A 15,141-nucleotide genomic window follows, 5' to 3' on the forward strand; every position below is an offset into this window, starting at 1 on the left:
ATGGCCCATCGTGATCGCCACACCGCCGCCACGGCGCCGCCTGCCCCCACTCGGCGCCGATTGGGTTCTGTCATCCTCGCGATCGTGGCGATTGCCGCGGCGTCGTCCGCGTGGATCTGGTGGCCGCGAGGGACGGTTGCCGACCAGGCATCGGTCTCACATCCCGACGTCCTCCTGGTCACCATCGACACCTTGCGCGCAGATCACGTGGGCTGCTACGGGTATCGTGATGCAGCAACCCCGGTATTGGACGGGCTGGCGTCACGAGGGGTCCGGTTCGTGAACGCCGTCGCCCACGTACCGCTCACGCTGCCTTCACACGCGTCGATCCTCACCGGCGTGACGCCGCTCCGCCACGGAGTTCGCAACAACTCCGGGTTCGTACTCGGTTCGGCTCTGCCCACGCTTGCCGGGGAGTTCAGCCGGGCCGGCTATCTCTCCGCTGCGTTCGTGTCCGGGTTTCCCGTGCATCACCGGTTCGGCCTCGGCCGCGGCTTCGCGACCTACGACGATCGGTTTCCACGTGGCGACGATCCGACACGCCCGGGCTACGTCGAGCGTCGCGCGGACCAGACGGTTGCGGCGGTCGTCGAGTGGCTCGGGAAGACGGCCGCAGACAGGGACCGTCCGATCTTCCTGTGGCTGCACTTGTTCGATCCGCATGCCCCCTACGATCCACCGGAGCCGTTCAAGTCCCATTTCCACGGCCGCGGGTACGACGGCGAGATTGCCTTCACCGACCAGCAACTCGGCGTCCTGCTGGACAAGTGGTCGCGCCTCCGGCCTCGACGTGCGCCGGTGGTGCTGGTCACGGCCGACCACGGAGAGGGACTGGGTGAGCACGATGAACCCACACACGGCCTCTTCGTCTACGACTCCACGATCCGGGTTCCGTTCATTGTCTCGGGGCCCGGGGTTGCCCGCGGCGGAGTGCCCGCCACGCTCGCGCGTGGCATCGATATCGTCCCGACCCTGTTGGATCTCGCTGGCCTGCCGTCGATGCCTGGCATCGACGGACGCAGCCTCCGCCCGTCGTGGATGGGGAAGACACTCGTCGACGAGCCGGCGTATGTCGAATCGCTCTTTGGCCGCCTCAGCTTCGGCTGGGCTCCGCTGTATGGTTGGCGCGAACGCGACATGATGTTCGTCGAAGCCCCCGAGGCTGAGGTCTACGACCTGGTTGGGGATCCCCGACAACTCCGCAACCTGGCGGCCGAGCGCGCGGACGACGCGGCGCGCATGCGGAGGGCGGTGATGGCGGCGATCGGCAATTCCGCGTCGTTCGTCCAGACGACCCAGACGGCGGCCGACTCGGCGGAGCGGCTGAGGAGCCTCGGCTACGTCAGCGGTGGCGCGATTGCGCATCCGTCGCTACGCGATCCGAAGACGCTCGCGCAGGTGGCGGTTCGGATCGAGAACGCGATGGCGATTGAACGTGCGGACCCGCGGGAGGCTGTTCGAGTGCTTCGCGAGATTCTCCGCGCGGACCCCGCCAACCCGCTCGCACGACGTCATCTGGCCGTCGCGTTGATCGCCGCCGAGCATTTCGACGAGGCCATCGCCGAGATGAGGAGGCTGATCGGAGATGGCGATGACAGCGCCGAGACACTGACGCTGCTCGGCGACGGTCTCCGCCGCGCGGGGCGACTTTCCGAGTCGCTGGACACGCTGTCGCGCGCGGCCGCGCGGGACCCGCTGGTGCCAGACGCCTTCAACGCGCAAGGCAAGGTGCTGACGGCCATGGGCCGGATCTCGGACGCACAGACAGTGTTCGCGCGTGCTCGGTCGTTGGTGCCCGACGATCCTGAGGCGCTGGCCGGGCTGTCGGACGTCGCGCTGAAGAACGGTGACCTGGCTGGCGCGAAGGCCATTCTCGACGCCCTGGTCTCCCGTGACCCGGCAGATGCGGACGCGTGCTTCAAGCTCGGCGTCGTACTGGTCCGGATTGGGGAGCCAGACAGGGCCATGGGTCTCCTGCGGAGCGTTGTCGAACGGCAGCCGGGAAATGTCGACGCGGTCGTCGCGTTCGGTGGGCTGCTGGCGAAGACCGGACACCCCGCCGATGCGGTGCCCTACTTCGAGCGCGCCATCCGGGCGGGTGCGAAGAGTCCAATTGTGTGGAACAGCCTGGCGATGGCGCGTCTGGAAACCGGCAACGAGGCGGGTGCCGCCGAGGCGCTGCGTCAGTCGTTGCGCAGCAAGCCCGATCAACCGGACATCACGGCCCTGCTGCAGCGACTGGGCCGGTAATCGGCATCGTGGGGAGGCGAGGCGCGCCGATGCTCAGCCGCACTGTGAATCGCACCCGATCGGGTCGAGCTCATCCCGACGCTGCGGCGCGGACCTGGCGGTGGCCGCTCGTCGCGCTGCTCGGGATCGGCGCGTTGAGCGTGATCGGCGTGGCCCCGTGGCTCGTGCCCATTCTCCAACCGGGGAGCGGGCGGGCCTCCACCCCGTCTGCGTCCCGATTGAACGTGCTCCTCGTGACGCTCGACACCACCAGGGCGGATCATCTCGGGTGCTACGGCTTCGCCCGCGCACGCACGCGTCATCTTGACCAACTCGCGGCTGAGGGCGTGCGCTTCGAGTACGCGTTCAGTCCGGCGCCGATCACGCTGCCGGCGCATGCCTCGATCCTGACGGGCCTCTACCCGTTCCATCACGGCGTCCGCAACAACGGCAACTTCTACCTGGGCGAGCGCTTCGACACGCTCGCGACGGTCCTTCACGCGCGCGGCTACCGAACGGCGGCGTTCGTCAGTTCCTTCATCCTCGACCGCCGCTACGGGTTGGCGCGCGGATTCGATCTCTACGACGACAAGCAGGAAGGAGCCAGCACCCAGGTGATCAGCCTCGAGGCAGAGCGCCGCGGCGACCGGACCGCTCTCGCGCTCACCGCCTGGCTGGACGCGTTCGCACGCCAGGCCGACGGCTCACCGTTCTTCGCCTGGCTGCACCTGTACGATCCCCACGAGCCCTACCACCCGCCACCGCCGTTTCGCGAGGCGTTTGCCGATGCGCCGTACGACGGAGAGATCGCGTTCGACGACGCGGTGATCGCGTCGGTGATGGAGCGGCTGGACCAGCTTGGCTTGAGGGACCGCACGCTCGTCGCGATCATCGGCGACCACGGCGAGAGTCTCGGCGATCACGGCGAGGAGACGCACTCGATGTTCGTCTACGAGAGCGCGATCCGCGTGCCGTTCATCCTGTGGAGACCGGGCCTCCTTCCGCCTGCACGCGTGGTGAGCACCCAGGTTCGCGCGACCGATCTGGCGCCGACGATCCTCGATGTGGTGGGTGCGCCAGCGCTGAAGACGGACGATGGCCGGAGCCTGCGACCGCTCATCGAGGGACGGGACCCTGCTGCCGCGCCGGTCGTGTACGCCGAGACCTTCCTGCCGCAGTTCTATATGAGCTGGGCGCCGCTGCGCGCGGTGCGCGACGAACGGTGGAAGTACATCGAGGCGCCCCGGCCGGAACTGTACGACCTCGCGACGGATGCCGCCGAGTCCCAGAACCGGATCGGCGAACGCGCCCAGGCGGCGCAGGCGCTGAAGCAGCAACTCGACCGGCTGACCGGCGGCGTGGGCGGGGAGATGACGCCCGCGCGAATGGACCGCGAGGCTCTCGAGAAACTGGCGTCGCTCGGCTACGTCGGGGCTGGGGCGGAACCGGTGGTCGACGCGGTGCGACAGCAGAAGGCGGATCCGAAGGACATGATTGCCGTCTTCAACCGGCTGCGTCGCGCCAACAGCGCGGTGCGCGAGCGCCGGTTCGCCGACGCGCTTCCCATTCTGCGAGACGTACTCGCGCAGGACCCGGCAAACGCGTTCGCCCAACTCGTGCTCGGCAGCGCTCACATGGGCATGGGGGAGTACCGCCAGGCGATCGCCCAGTACCGCCGATACCTCGAACTCGTGCCGACGAGCGCGTATGCACACCACTGGATCGCCATCTGCGCACTCCGGATGGGAGACCAGGGCAGCGCCCTTCGCGAGGCCGAGGCCACGCTCGCCATCGACGCCCGCTTCACCGACGCGCGCATCATGAAGGGGGGTATTCTGGCGTCGCGCGGAGAGTACGTCGGAGCGCTCGTCGAACTCCGAGCGGCCGTTGCCGCCGATCCGGCGAAGCCGATGATACGGCTCGATCTGGCGAAGGTGCTGGCCGAGGCGGGGCAGAGTCTCGACGCACAGATCGAGTACGAGACGCTGCTCAAGCTGCAACCCGACTACGAGCCGGCGCTGACAGGGTTGGGCGTGCTGTACGCCAAGCGGGGACGGATGGACGATGCGGCGTCGGCGCTGCAGCGGGCGGTCGAACTCCAGCCCGGTGACAACGAAGCGCGCTTCAATCTGGGATTGATCTACGAGCGGCAGGGGAAGTCGGCGGACGCGCGTGCCGAATACGCGCGGATCGCCGCTTCCCCTGATGCCACCGTGCAGGCGCGAACCGAAGCCCGACGCCGGATCAACGCCTTGCGCCCTGGGACCTAGAACTTGAACCTGATGCCGAATTCCGCCTGTCGATTGCTGTTCGGCACGATCTGAGTCGCGGTGCCGAAGCCCGCCAGCGGGGACGTGCCACGGCCCCACACGTTGTTGTAGCCGAAGGCGGTATCACCGCTGAGGTTGATGCGGTCGGTCAGGTTGAACACCTCGAAGAGCACTTCGACCGACCGGCCTTTCGCGAACCTGAAGTACTTGGCGACACGAGCATCCCACGTCGCGAAGCTGGGTCCGCGGAACGAGTTGCGTCCAAACGCCCGTCCCGTCGTCGGATCGATCGCGCGGATCGCGTTTCTCTGGCCCGACAGTCCCTGGACCGGGTTGACGGGCTTGCCCGTGTTCGCCTGGATCGAACTCGAGACCTGGAACCCGCCCGGCAATTGGAACACGCCGCCCAAGGTGAACCGATGCCGCACGTCGTTCGGCATGGGGCCCCAGTCACCTTCCCAGTTGGTGTTGCTGAGGTCACCCGGGTACGACCCGAAGTCGTTGGCGATGTTCATGCCCTTGGTGAGCGAGTAGGTGGTGATGAGCTCGGCCTGTTTCATCCGAACTTTGCCCGTCACGTACAGGCCGTCGATCTTGGAATGACCCCGGTTTCCTTCGACGTTGATCCGGCCCCACAACGGCTGGAACGTGCCAGCCGGCGACAGGTCCGTGTTCCGGTTGAGCGACGTGTCGATCGTCCACCGGTGGATCTCGCGTTCGCCGAGCGCGTGGATGTAGTCGACGTCGAGCGAGACGTTCCGGTTGAGACTGTGCGAGAACCCGACGTTGAACTGCTGCGAGTACGGCTGCTTGAGGTTGGGCGCGGTCAGCCGCATGATCTGGCCCGCGAACGTCGGGTCGATGAACGAATTGCGAATCGCATCCCGATTGGCCGCGTAGTGGGCGGCCGTGAACGGCGCGGGTGACGCCGACACGAAGAACAGCGGCGTCCGCACGTCGTTCCATTTCTCGTACAACGTGATGTTCTGGAAGATCTCGTCGTAGTAGATGCCCCAACCCCCACGGACCACGGTTCGTCCATCGCCCCTGACATCCCACGCAAATCCCACGCGCGGCCCGAAGTCCTTGAGGTCCTGCTTGCGCTCGGTCTGGTACCCCAGAGTCTTCAACGTGCGCAGCACCGGGGTGTCGAAGTTGTTCTGGTACGGGCCCGCCTGCATCTCCCACCGCAGCCCCATGTTGACCGTGAAGTTGCTCCGGGGCTTCCAGTCGTCCTGGAAGTAGGCCGCGACGTACGTCCAGTCGTCGTTCGCCTCGTTCTGCCCGGCCGAGCCGGTGAACGTGTCGGCGATGGCGTTCAAGTAGGCGTTGATGCTGTTGCCCGGGAGCCGGCTCGCGAAGTTGAACGAGCCGTACAGACTCGGCGTGAAGAACCCGCCGTAGTGCGATCGGATCAGCTCACCCCCAACCTTGAAGTCGTGGTCGCCAGCCCAGCCTTCCTTGCGGAACGAGAAGTCGTCCTTCACCTGGATCCGTTTCTGGATGGTCTCCTGCGGCGTGTTGAGGTTGGCGCCAAATGTGAAATCCGGCGTCGCGATCCCAGGCTTGGTGTTGTCCTCGGCGAGGATGTTGTTGTCGAAGAACTGGTACAAGACCACGAACTCGTTCAATTTCGAGTTGCCCAACACCGTGGCGTTCTTGCCGATGATCGAGTGGATCAGGTTGGTGTTCGTGGCGCCGGCCGACTTGAGCGTGCTGCCGCCGATGAAGTCGTGGTCGCGCCGCTGATTCTCGAGGGCGTACCGCACCAGCAGGTGGTTGTTGGGGGTCAACTGGAGGTCCGTCTTGGCGGTCAGCAGGTGATCGCGGAACGGTCGCAGTTGCGGCCCTTCCTCCGAAGGCAGCACGTGATTGGTGAAGACCGTCGCGTAGTCCTGCCGGCGGTTGTACTCGTAGGACAGGAAGAAGAAGGCCTTGTCCTTGGCCAGCGGGCCGCCGATCGTGGCGCCGGTCTGCTGCTGGCTGAACGGCTGCCTGCCGGCACCCGACTGCTGCTCGAAATACGTCTCCGAATTCAGCTTCTCGTTTCGTGCAAACAGGAACGCGGACCCGCGCATTTCGTTCGTCCCGCTCTTGGTGATGACGTTCACCAGACCGCCGGTCGACCGGCCAAATTCGGCGCTGTAGCGCTGCGTCGTGACCTTGTATTCCTGGATGGCGTCGGCGCTGAACTGCTGCAGCAGGCCGCGGACGACGCCGTCGTTGTTGTCGCCACCGTCCACGCTGATGTTCACCGATCGGCCGGTCAGGCCGCCGTAGCTGATACCACCCACCTCGGTCTTCGTCGGGTCGTAGTAGTTCGAGGGCCGGGTGCCTGGAACGAGCAACGACAGATCCTGGAACTTCCGCCCGTTCAGCGGCATGTTCTCAACCATCGTCGTCGTGATGACCTGGCCGACGTCGGACCGGGTCGTCTGCACCAGTGGCGCTTCACCGGTGACCACGACGGTTTCCGAGAGGTTGCCCACCTTCATCGTGAAGTCGACGTTCACCTTGGATCCGATCTGCACGGTGACGCCCTTGCGGACCTGGATCGAGAACCCCTGGATCTCAGCGGTGAGGTCCCACGTGCCGGCCGACAGCGACTCGAGGTGGAAACTGCCCGTCGACCCGCTCGTTGTCGACCGTGTGCGGCCGGTATCCACGTTCTTGGCCGTGACCGTGACACCTGGCATTCCGCCCTTCTGCTCATCGAACACGCGGCCATCGACCGAGCCGGTGTCGGTTTGCGCGTAGAGCGGTAACACGGAGGTGGCCAGGACTAACGCAAGCGAGAGGGTGACCAGTCTGGCGACTCGCATTCGAACCTCCTTGGCGAACAGTGGGAGACGTCCGAAAAACGGCAACCGAACCCTGGGATCCCGGCGAACGAGCACGACAGATGCGAGAGGGAGTGTCTTGACTGTAGCAAACGTAGGGCCATCCGGCAAGGTGTATCGCCAATGCTACAAGCAACACAACGTCCATTTATTCAGTTGTTTACAGGAATTGAATCCGCGACCGTCGCGCGCCGGGGCGCCAAGGATCCAACTTCTGCGAGAGCTAATGCAGAATCTTGGATGCCAGATGCGGTTTCACCCAATGGACCGGAATTGGAGCCAGATTGTCCAGTGCTCTCGGCCGAGTTCGCACAGCCGTGCGCGCGGTGTTGGTGTATGCTCAACGGCCGAGGTGAACGCGGATATGCCCGACGTCAAACGTGTTGGCGTGCTGACAGGCGGCGGAGACGCTCCCGGTCTGAACGCAGTCATCAGGGCGGTCGTCAAAGGCGCGTACAACCAGGGCATCGAGTGCGTGGGCCTCGAGGACAGCTTCGATGGACTCATTCAGCCGAACCGGTCGAGAACCCTCACGCCGAAGGACGTCACCGGGATCCTGCGCATCGGCGGCACCATCCTCGGCACCAGCAACCGCGGCGACCCTTTTGCCTATCCCGTTGCGACCCCCGAGGGGACGGTCGACTACTCCTCACGCGTCGTGGACACGTTCCACGCACTCGCGCTCGATGCGCTCATCGTGATTGGTGGCGACGGAACACTGGCGATCGCACACCAGTTCTTCCGCCGAGGCATCCCGCTGGTCGGCGTTCCGAAGACGATCGACAACGACATCGTCGGGACGACGAGCACGTTCGGGTTCGACAGTGCGGTGAGCTTCGCGACCGATGCCATCGATCGCCTGCACACCACCGCCGAAGCGCATCACCGCATCATCGTCGTCGAGGTGATGGGGCGCTATGCCGGGTGGATCGCACTGCGGGCGGGCATCGGTGGAGGAGCAGACGTCATCCTCATTCCGGAGATTCCGTTCGACCTCGAGAAGACCGCGGCGAAGATCAGAGAGCGCGACCAGTGGGGCGCACGGTTCAGCATCGTGGTGATCGCAGAGGGCGCCAAGCCGATCGGCGGGGGAGTCATGGTGAAGACCGCGGCCAAGAGCGGATACGTCGAGCGGCTGGGCGGGATCGGGAACTTCGTCGGGGCGGAACTCGAGCGCCTGACCGGGAAGGAGACGCGCGTCGTCGTTCTCGGACATCTGCAACGCGGCGGAGCGCCGACGCCGGCCGATCGCGTGCTGGCGACGCGGTTCGGTGCGAAGGCGGTCGAACTCGTGCGCAACAACCAGTTCGGGATGATGGTGGCCAACCGGCCGCCGGACATCGTGCCGGTGCCCTTCCAGGACGTCGTGGGGCGGATGAAGACCGTGCCGCTCGACAGCGACCTGATCGGCACGGCACGGGCGATGGGAGTGGGGTTTGGGGACTAGAACAGAAGCCAGGAGCCAGGATTCAGGAGTCAGGGCCACCCCCGAATCCTGAATCCCGGATCCCGCTATCTGGTGAGCAGTTCCGCGTCCTTCTTCTTCTGCAGTTCGTCGATCTGCTTGATCTCGAGGTCGGTGGTCTTCTGCACGTCCTCGAGGCCGCGCTTCTCGTCGTCTTCCGAGACCTTCTTGTCCTTTGCCAACTTCTTCAGGCGCTCGTTGGCGTCGCGGCGGACGACGCGCACGGCGTTGCGCGCCTCCTCGGCCATCTTGTGGACGTGACGCGAGAGTTCCTTGCGTCGCTCGTCGGTGAGCGCGGGGATCGGGATGCGGACGACTTTGCCATCGTTGTTGGGGTTCAGGCCGAGGTCCGACGCGCGGATCGCCTTTTCGATGGCCCCCATCAAGGTCGGATCGAATGGCTGTGCGACGATCATCGTCGGCTCGGGTACCGAGAGCGACGCCACCTGGTTGAGGGGCATCCGTGTGCCGTAGGCATCAACGTGGACCGAATCGAGGATTCCGGTCGTCGCGCGGCCCGTCCGCACTCCGGCCAGTTCGTGCCGCAGATGCTCGATGGCGGCGGTCATCCGTTTCTTCACTTCCGCGTTCAGACTCTTCAGATCGTTCACATCCATGTGTCAACTCCGACAGATGAGTGTGTTGCGAGACTGCCGACCGAGCAGGTCCAGCGACCTGCCCCACAGGAAACCCAGAACCACGAGCGAGTAATTACAAGCCAGTACCCGAGAGCACAGGGCCGGGTATCCACCATTTCCGCTATTCTGCCGTGACCATCGACCCGACGCGTTCGCCCATCACGGCGCGTTTCAGGTGTCCGTGCGTGCGCAGATTGAAGACGATGATCGGCATCTTGTTGTCCTTGCAGAGCGAGATGGCCGTGGCATCCATCACCTGCAGGCCGCGAACGACAACGTCGAGGTAGGAGATCGTCTCGAAGCGCTCAGCGTCGGGGTATTTCATCGGGTCGGCGGCGTAGATGCCGTCCACCTTGGTGGCCTTCATCAGCACGTCGGCCTTGATCTCCATGGCGCGAAGCGCCGCGGCGGTGTCGGTGGTGAAGTAGGGGTTCCCGGTGCCGGCGGCGAAAATGACAACCCGGCGCTTTTCCAGGTGTCGGACTGCGCGCCGGCGGATGAACGGTTCGGCGATGGCGCGCATCTCGATTGCCGTCTCGGTTCGCGTGACAACGCCTTCGTGTTCGAGTGCATCCTGCAGCGCGAGCGCGTTGATGCACGTCGCGAGCATTCCCATGTAGTCGGCGGTGGCGCGGTCCATGCCGCGCGCACTGGCCGCGACGCCCCTGAAGATGTTCCCGCCGCCGATGACGAGAGCCACCTCGACGCCGAGCGCCTGGACTTCGGCCACTTCCTTGGCGATACGTCCTGCAACGGCCGGGTCGATGCCGAACGACTGCTCACCCATGAGCGCTTCGCCCGATAGTTTGAGGAGGATGCGGCGGAAGGCGGGGTGACCGGAGGAGGAATCCATAGAGTGGCGATTATATAACGTGCCGGCGAGAAAAGTGCCAAGTGCGACGTGCTGAGTGCTACGTGCGCGGGAAAGGGCTCGGTCCGACGTGCGAAGTGCGGAGGATGGTGTCGGGATCGAAGTGGAGAGTCCGAAGGGGATGGCTGGAGAATCACGTGAGTGGGGAAGTGCGTGGCGGTGGCGAACTCCCAATGCGCAAAATGCCAGGAACAGCCGGGAAGAGCCGGCGGCACCTGGCATTTCGCACTTTCCATCGCACTGGGCACCGTGCACCTTCCGGCGCACGGTGCCCACAGCACATCGCACCCAGCACTTCTGTCCGATCGCTACTCGGCCACGTCTCCGAGCTTGAAGCGCGCGAACCGGGCCACCGTGATGTTCTCGCCGGTCTTCGCGACGGCGGCGGCGATCATCTGGGAGACCTTGAGGGAGCCGTCGCGGACCGACAGCTGGTCCATCAGGCAGACGCGCTCGTAGAAGCTGCCGAGTTTGCCCTCGATGATCTTCTCGATCACGTTGGCAGGCTTCCCGGACTCGGCGAGCTGGGCGCGGAAGATCTCCTTCTCCTTCTCGACCTCGGCAGCCGGCACCTGTTCGCGGGTCACGAACGTCGGATCGGCGGCGGCGACCTGCATCGCGAGTTCCTTGACGAGGGTCTTGAAGTCGTCGGTCTTGGCGACGAAGTCGGACTCGCAGTTCACCTCGACGAGGACGCCGAGTTTCGCGAAGCCGAAGGGCCCCGCCGCGTCGGCCACCGGCATGTGGACGTACGTGCCCACCGCGCCTTGCTTGGTCGCGCGGCCCGAACGGGTCGCGGCCTTGGCGAGCCCCCGCTTGCGGAGGACCGTGATGGCCTCTTCGATGTCACCCTTGGCCTCGGTGAGGGCCGTCTTGCACTCCATCATGCCCGCGCCGGTCTTGTCGCGCAGGGCCTTGACCTGTTCTGCTGTGATTGCCATGACGTGTTCTCCCGTCGGGTCGGGCGTGACACCGCCCTGCCCGGTCGCGCTCGTACAAAAAAATCGTAGGGGCGGGTGTGCGACCCGCCCCTACGCGGTAGATCACCCGACCCGGTCGAGTCTAGGCGGACGCCGGTGTTGGCGTGTGCTCGGGGCGGGGACGCCGAGTGCTGCGCATTCCGCGCTGGGCCTCGGCTGCCGCCTCCGCATCCCCTGCCGCTTCGGCGTGGACCGCCTCGCGGAAGCCGCGACCCGTGACGATGGCGTCGGCCAGGCGCGAAGCGAAGAGTCGAATCGCGCGCAGGGCGTCATCGTTGCCGGGAATCACGAAGTCGACCTCGTCCGGGTCGCTGTTGGTGTCGACGACCCCGATGACCGGGATCTTCAACTTCCGGGCTTCGTCAACGGCGATCTTCTCCTTGTGGGTGTCCACGACGAAGATCGCGTCGGGAAGCTTGGCCATCAGCCGGATGCCGTCGAGGTTCTTCTGGAGCTTGCGCTTCTCCTTCTCGATCCGCGCAATCTCCTTCTTCGACAGCGTCTCGTAGCGACCGTCGGTCGCCATCGCCTCGAGTTCGCGCAGCCGTCCGAGGCTGCGCTGAATCGTGGTGAAGTTGGTCAAGAGGCCGCCGAGCCAGCGTTGGTTCACGAAGAACATCCCGCTGCGCTGCGCCTCTTCCGCAATGGCGTCCTGTGCCTGCCGCTTCGTGCCGACGAACAGGACCGTGCCGCCGTCCGATGCGAGACGGGTCACGAACTCTTCGGCCTCCCGGAACAGCTTCGCCGTCTTCCCGAGGTCGATGATGTAGATGCCGTTCCGTTCGCCGAAGATGAACTCCTTCATCTTCGGATTCCAGCGTTTCGTCTGGTGGCCGAAGTGAACCCCCGCCTCCAGCAGCTCTTTCATCGCGATCCCGGCCAAGCGCCCTCCACGTCCTGATGGAAACCGACAGTTAACGTTTGCTGAACTGGAAACGCTTGCGCGCGCCAGCCATGCCGTACTTCTTGCGCTCCTTGGCGCGCGCGTCGCGCGTCAGGAGGCCTTCCTTCTTGAGCCGCCCACGCAGCTCCAAGTTGTACTCACACAGGGCCCGGGCAATGCCCAGGCGGATCGCGCCGGCCTGTCCCGACACGCCGCCGCCCGCCACCGTCGCCAGGATGTCGAACTTGTCAGCGGTCTCGGTGAGCAGCAGGGGTTGGCGAACCTGAACGCGTAGCGACTCGGTCGGGAAGAACTCCTCGAACGCGCGACGGTTGACGCTGATGCCGCCCTTGCCTGGCCGGAGGAAGACCCGCGCGGCCGAAGTCTTGCGGCGGCCGGTGCCGTAATACTGAATGACTGCCACGTTAAGCTACCTTGAACTGGGTTGGTTTCTGCGCGGTATGCGGATGGTCCGAACCGCGGTAGACCTTCAGCTTGCGATACATGGCGTCGCCGAGCTTGGATTTCGGCAACATCCCCCGAATCGCCTGTTCGACCAGCCGCACCGGATTCTTCTGCCGGACGTCTTTCGCTCGTTCTTCGCGCAATCCACCCTCAAAGCCGCTGTGATGGCGATAGAGTTTCTGCGCTTCCTTCCGCCCGGTCAGCTTCACCTGCGCGGCGTTGATCACGATGACATGGTCGCCGGTGTCCAGGAACTGCGTGTAAGTCGCCTTGTGCTTGCCCTGGAGCAGCTTTGCCGCGGCCGTCGCGATGCGACCGAGGACCTTGTCCCCGGCGTCAATCACGTGCCACTGTCTTTCGATCGTCTTCGCACTTGCCGTAAACGTACGCATTGAACCGTTCCCTGTGGGTGTCTTTGAAACGACGGCAAACCAAAATGATAGCCAGCTTGGAGAATTCTGTCAACGGACAACGCCGAACACACGGCGAGGAAGAAGCCGGGACCCATCACGGCGCGCCTTTCTTGTCACCCCCACTGTCCGACTTCAGACCACAGCCCGATAATACGAGTGCGAAACGGGTCGATGCGCTGACGGTTCCGTGATCGGTCAGTCGACACGGCGCACAGGATGCACGGCTCGGGTTCGGTAGAGCTGGCAGTTTCGGCCAGTTTTCGCTGGGCGCCGGTCGTTTCGGGCCGGAAATCGATTGGCATCCGGCTTGCGCTACGGTCGGCGTTACCGGGCCCCGTGATTCGCAGGAGGGAACACAGGCGTGTTTCGCAGATCAAAAGCCGTCGTTGGCCTCGACATCGGGTCGAGTGCCGTCAAAGCCGTGGAGCTCCGGCCGTCGGGCCGCAGCTACAACGTCGTGGCCTTCGGCACCGAGCCGATCCCGGGAGACACCATCGTGGACGGCGCCATCATCGACGCCGGCGCGGTGGCCGACGCGATCCGCCGCCTCCTGGACACCGCCAAGATCAAGACGCGCGACGTGGTCGCCTCCCTCTCCGGCAATTCGGTCATCGTGAAGAAGATCACGCTGCCCGTGATGACCGAGGCGGAACTCTCGGAGTCGATCCAGTGGGAGGCCGAGCAGTACATCCCGTTCGACATCCAGGACGTCAACCTCGACTACCAGATCCTCTCGGCGCCGACGGCCGATCAGCGGGGCAGCATGGAAGTGCTGCTCGTCGCGGCGAAGAAGGAGAAGATCAGCGACTACACCGACGTCATCAAGCAGGCCGGCCGGGTACCGGTCATCGTGGATGTCGACGCGTTTGCGGTGCAGAACGCCTTCGAAGCCAACTACGACAATGAGCCGGGCGCGGTCATCGCCCTCCTGAATGCCGGCGCCAGCGGCGTGAACATCAACATCGTCAGCGGCGAGCAGTCGCTGTTCACCCGTGACATCTCGATGGGCGGCAACGCCTTCACCGAAGCGATCCAGAAAGAGCTGGGACTGCCCTTCGACAGCGCGGAGCGCGTCAAGAAGGGCGAGCCGGTGGACGGGACGATGCCCGAGGATGTCGCGCCGATCCTGCGGACGGTCACCGAGAACCTCCTGCTCGAGATCCAGAAGACCTTTGACTTCTTCAAGGCCACCGCGGCGTCCGAGCGGATTGATCGGATTCTCGTGAGCGGCGGCACCTCGCGCGTTGACGGTTTCGCCGCGCAACTGGCCGAGCGGTTCACGACGCAGGTCGAGTTGTTCGACCCGTTCCGGAAGATCCAGGTCGACGCGAAGAAACTCAAGATCGAGCACCTGCCGGACGTGGCGCCGACGTTGGCCGTCGCGGTGGGGCTGGCGCTCAGACGGGCGGGCGACCGATGATCCGAATCAACCTCATCGCCATCGAGCGCGAACGTACCAAGCGGCGGTCGTCAGCACCCGCTGCCGTCGGCACCGCCGGCGGTGTCGCGGTCACGCAGCTCAGGATTACCCTGGCGTGCAGCCTGATCCTGGTGCTGACCGGCCTGGGCGTCGGCTGGTGGTACTGGTCCCTCGCGCGGCAGAGTGCCCGCGTCGAGGAGGACATTCTCACCAGCCAGAAGGAGACAGCGCGCCTCCGGTCGCTCATCGTGCAGGTGCAGCAGTACGAAGCGCGGCGGGTGCAGCTCAAACAGCGCGTCGGGCTCATCGAAGAACTGCGGAAAGGGCAGGCCGGACCGGTCCACCTGCTCGACGAGATCTCCCGCAGCCTGCCCGACATGCTCTGGTTGTCGGAGGTCAAGCAGCAGGGCGCGGATCTGACGATCACGGGCCGCTGCACGACGCTCACGGCGCTCTCGGATTTCGTGGATAACCTGAAACTCGGCGGGTACTTCAAGCCCGTGGAGATTCTCGACAGCCAGGTTGACCCGTCGCAACGGATGTCAGGCGTCGATCTCATTCGCTTCTCGGTGAAGGCGACCTTTACGCCGCCTGCGGGGTAGCGGACCGCAGGGACAGGCTGGCCTGCACGAGAATCGCGGACTCCGGGGGGGCTCATAAAGCCGCA

At 65.1% G+C, this 15,141-nt stretch carries 12 protein-coding genes; 5 read left to right on the plus strand and 7 right to left on the minus strand.

The features are described 5' to 3' along the window. Both VGK32_01665 and VGK32_01670 read left to right on the plus strand, forming a co-directional pair. The gene (locus VGK32_01665) at positions 1–2,250 is read left to right on the plus strand and encodes a sulfatase-like hydrolase/transferase (GenBank protein HEY3380440.1); all 2,250 of its coding nucleotides are present in this window, start codon (positions 1–3) and stop codon (positions 2,248–2,250) included. 29 nt (positions 2,251–2,279) lie between these two features. After that, positions 2,280–4,499 carry a sulfatase-like hydrolase/transferase gene (locus tag VGK32_01670; protein ID HEY3380441.1) on the plus strand — a complete coding sequence of 740 codons (2,220 nt, stop codon included), beginning with the start codon at positions 2,280–2,282 and terminating at the stop codon, positions 4,497–4,499. On the opposite strand, the gene VGK32_01675 is transcribed toward VGK32_01670, so the two are convergent. Further along, on the minus strand, positions 4,496–7,321 hold the full coding sequence (locus VGK32_01675) for a carboxypeptidase regulatory-like domain-containing protein (protein HEY3380442.1): 2,826 nt from the start codon (positions 7,319–7,321) through the stop codon (positions 4,496–4,498). The two genes, VGK32_01670 and VGK32_01675, sit on opposite strands and share 4 nt — an antisense overlap. Before the next feature lie 382 nt (positions 7,322–7,703). Between VGK32_01675 and VGK32_01680 the strand changes: the two genes are divergently transcribed. Beyond that, complete coding sequence (locus tag VGK32_01680; GenBank protein HEY3380443.1) at positions 7,704–8,786, plus strand: ATP-dependent 6-phosphofructokinase; 1,083 nt, start codon at positions 7,704–7,706, stop codon at positions 8,784–8,786. A 65-nt stretch (positions 8,787–8,851) separates the two neighbouring features. On the opposite strand, the gene frr is transcribed toward VGK32_01680, so the two are convergent. The 6 genes from frr to rplM all read right to left on the minus strand — a co-directional run bounded on the left by frr (position 8,852) and on the right by rplM (position 13,033). Then, positions 8,852–9,421: a ribosome recycling factor gene (frr, locus tag VGK32_01685; GenBank protein ID HEY3380444.1), complete on the minus strand. Its 570-nt coding sequence runs from the start codon at positions 9,419–9,421 to the stop codon at positions 8,852–8,854. Positions 9,422–9,563: 142 nt separating this feature from the next. Further along, the gene (gene pyrH, locus VGK32_01690; protein HEY3380445.1) at positions 9,564–10,295 is read right to left on the minus strand and encodes a UMP kinase; all 732 of its coding nucleotides are present in this window, start codon (positions 10,293–10,295) and stop codon (positions 9,564–9,566) included. Positions 10,296–10,621: 326 nt separating this feature from the next. Beyond that, positions 10,622–11,254 carry a translation elongation factor Ts gene (locus tag VGK32_01695; protein ID HEY3380446.1) on the minus strand — a complete coding sequence of 211 codons (633 nt, stop codon included), beginning with the start codon at positions 11,252–11,254 and terminating at the stop codon, positions 10,622–10,624. 121 nt (positions 11,255–11,375) lie between these two features. Continuing rightward, on the minus strand, positions 11,376–12,161 hold the full coding sequence (rpsB, locus tag VGK32_01700) for a 30S ribosomal protein S2 (GenBank protein HEY3380447.1): 786 nt from the start codon (positions 12,159–12,161) through the stop codon (positions 11,376–11,378). A 46-nt stretch (positions 12,162–12,207) separates the two neighbouring features. Further along, a complete protein-coding gene (gene rpsI / locus VGK32_01705; GenBank protein ID HEY3380448.1) occupies positions 12,208–12,600 on the minus strand; it encodes a 30S ribosomal protein S9 in 393 nt (130 codons plus the stop codon). A 1-nt stretch (position 12,601) separates the two neighbouring features. Continuing rightward, positions 12,602–13,033, minus strand: a complete 432-nt coding sequence (gene rplM, locus VGK32_01710; GenBank protein HEY3380449.1) for a 50S ribosomal protein L13 — start codon at positions 13,031–13,033, stop codon at positions 12,602–12,604. Positions 13,034–13,415: 382 nt separating this feature from the next. Here rplM and pilM point away from each other — a divergent pair, with 382 nt between their 5' ends. Together pilM and VGK32_01720 are read left to right on the plus strand one after the other, a co-directional pair. Continuing rightward, complete coding sequence (pilM, locus tag VGK32_01715; GenBank protein ID HEY3380450.1) at positions 13,416–14,474, plus strand: type IV pilus assembly protein PilM; 1,059 nt, start codon at positions 13,416–13,418, stop codon at positions 14,472–14,474. Further along, positions 14,471–15,076 carry a PilN domain-containing protein gene (locus tag VGK32_01720; protein ID HEY3380451.1) on the plus strand — a complete coding sequence of 202 codons (606 nt, stop codon included), beginning with the start codon at positions 14,471–14,473 and terminating at the stop codon, positions 15,074–15,076. Before pilM ends, VGK32_01720 begins: the two co-directional genes overlap by 4 nt. Positions 15,077–15,141: the final 65 nt, after the last annotated feature.

The sequence above is a fragment of the Vicinamibacterales bacterium genome (genome assembly GCA_036504215.1).
Lineage (GTDB): Bacteria > Acidobacteriota > Vicinamibacteria > Vicinamibacterales > Fen-181 > FEN-299.

What these genes read in the sequence shown, in the direction of transcription:
- VGK32_01665 (HEY3380440.1), top strand. Translation starts at nt 1, where the DNA reads ATGGCCCATCGTGATCGCCACACCGCCGCCACGGCGCCGCCTGCCCCC.
- VGK32_01670 (HEY3380441.1), top strand. Translation starts at nt 2,280, where the DNA reads ATGCTCAGCCGCACTGTGAATCGCACCCGATCGGGTCGAGCTCATCCC.
- VGK32_01675 (HEY3380442.1), bottom strand. Translation starts at nt 7,321, where the DNA reads ATGCGAGTCGCCAGACTGGTCACCCTCTCGCTTGCGTTAGTCCTGGCC.
- VGK32_01680 (HEY3380443.1), top strand. Translation starts at nt 7,704, where the DNA reads ATGCCCGACGTCAAACGTGTTGGCGTGCTGACAGGCGGCGGAGACGCT.
- frr (HEY3380444.1), bottom strand. Translation starts at nt 9,421, where the DNA reads ATGGATGTGAACGATCTGAAGAGTCTGAACGCGGAAGTGAAGAAACGG.
- pyrH (HEY3380445.1), bottom strand. Translation starts at nt 10,295, where the DNA reads ATGGATTCCTCCTCCGGTCACCCCGCCTTCCGCCGCATCCTCCTCAAA.
- VGK32_01695 (HEY3380446.1), bottom strand. Translation starts at nt 11,254, where the DNA reads ATGGCAATCACAGCAGAACAGGTCAAGGCCCTGCGCGACAAGACCGGC.
- rpsB (HEY3380447.1), bottom strand. Translation starts at nt 12,161, where the DNA reads ATGAAAGAGCTGCTGGAGGCGGGGGTTCACTTCGGCCACCAGACGAAA.
- rplM (HEY3380449.1), bottom strand. Translation starts at nt 13,033, where the DNA reads ATGCGTACGTTTACGGCAAGTGCGAAGACGATCGAAAGACAGTGGCAC.
- VGK32_01720 (HEY3380451.1), top strand. Translation starts at nt 14,471, where the DNA reads ATGATCCGAATCAACCTCATCGCCATCGAGCGCGAACGTACCAAGCGG.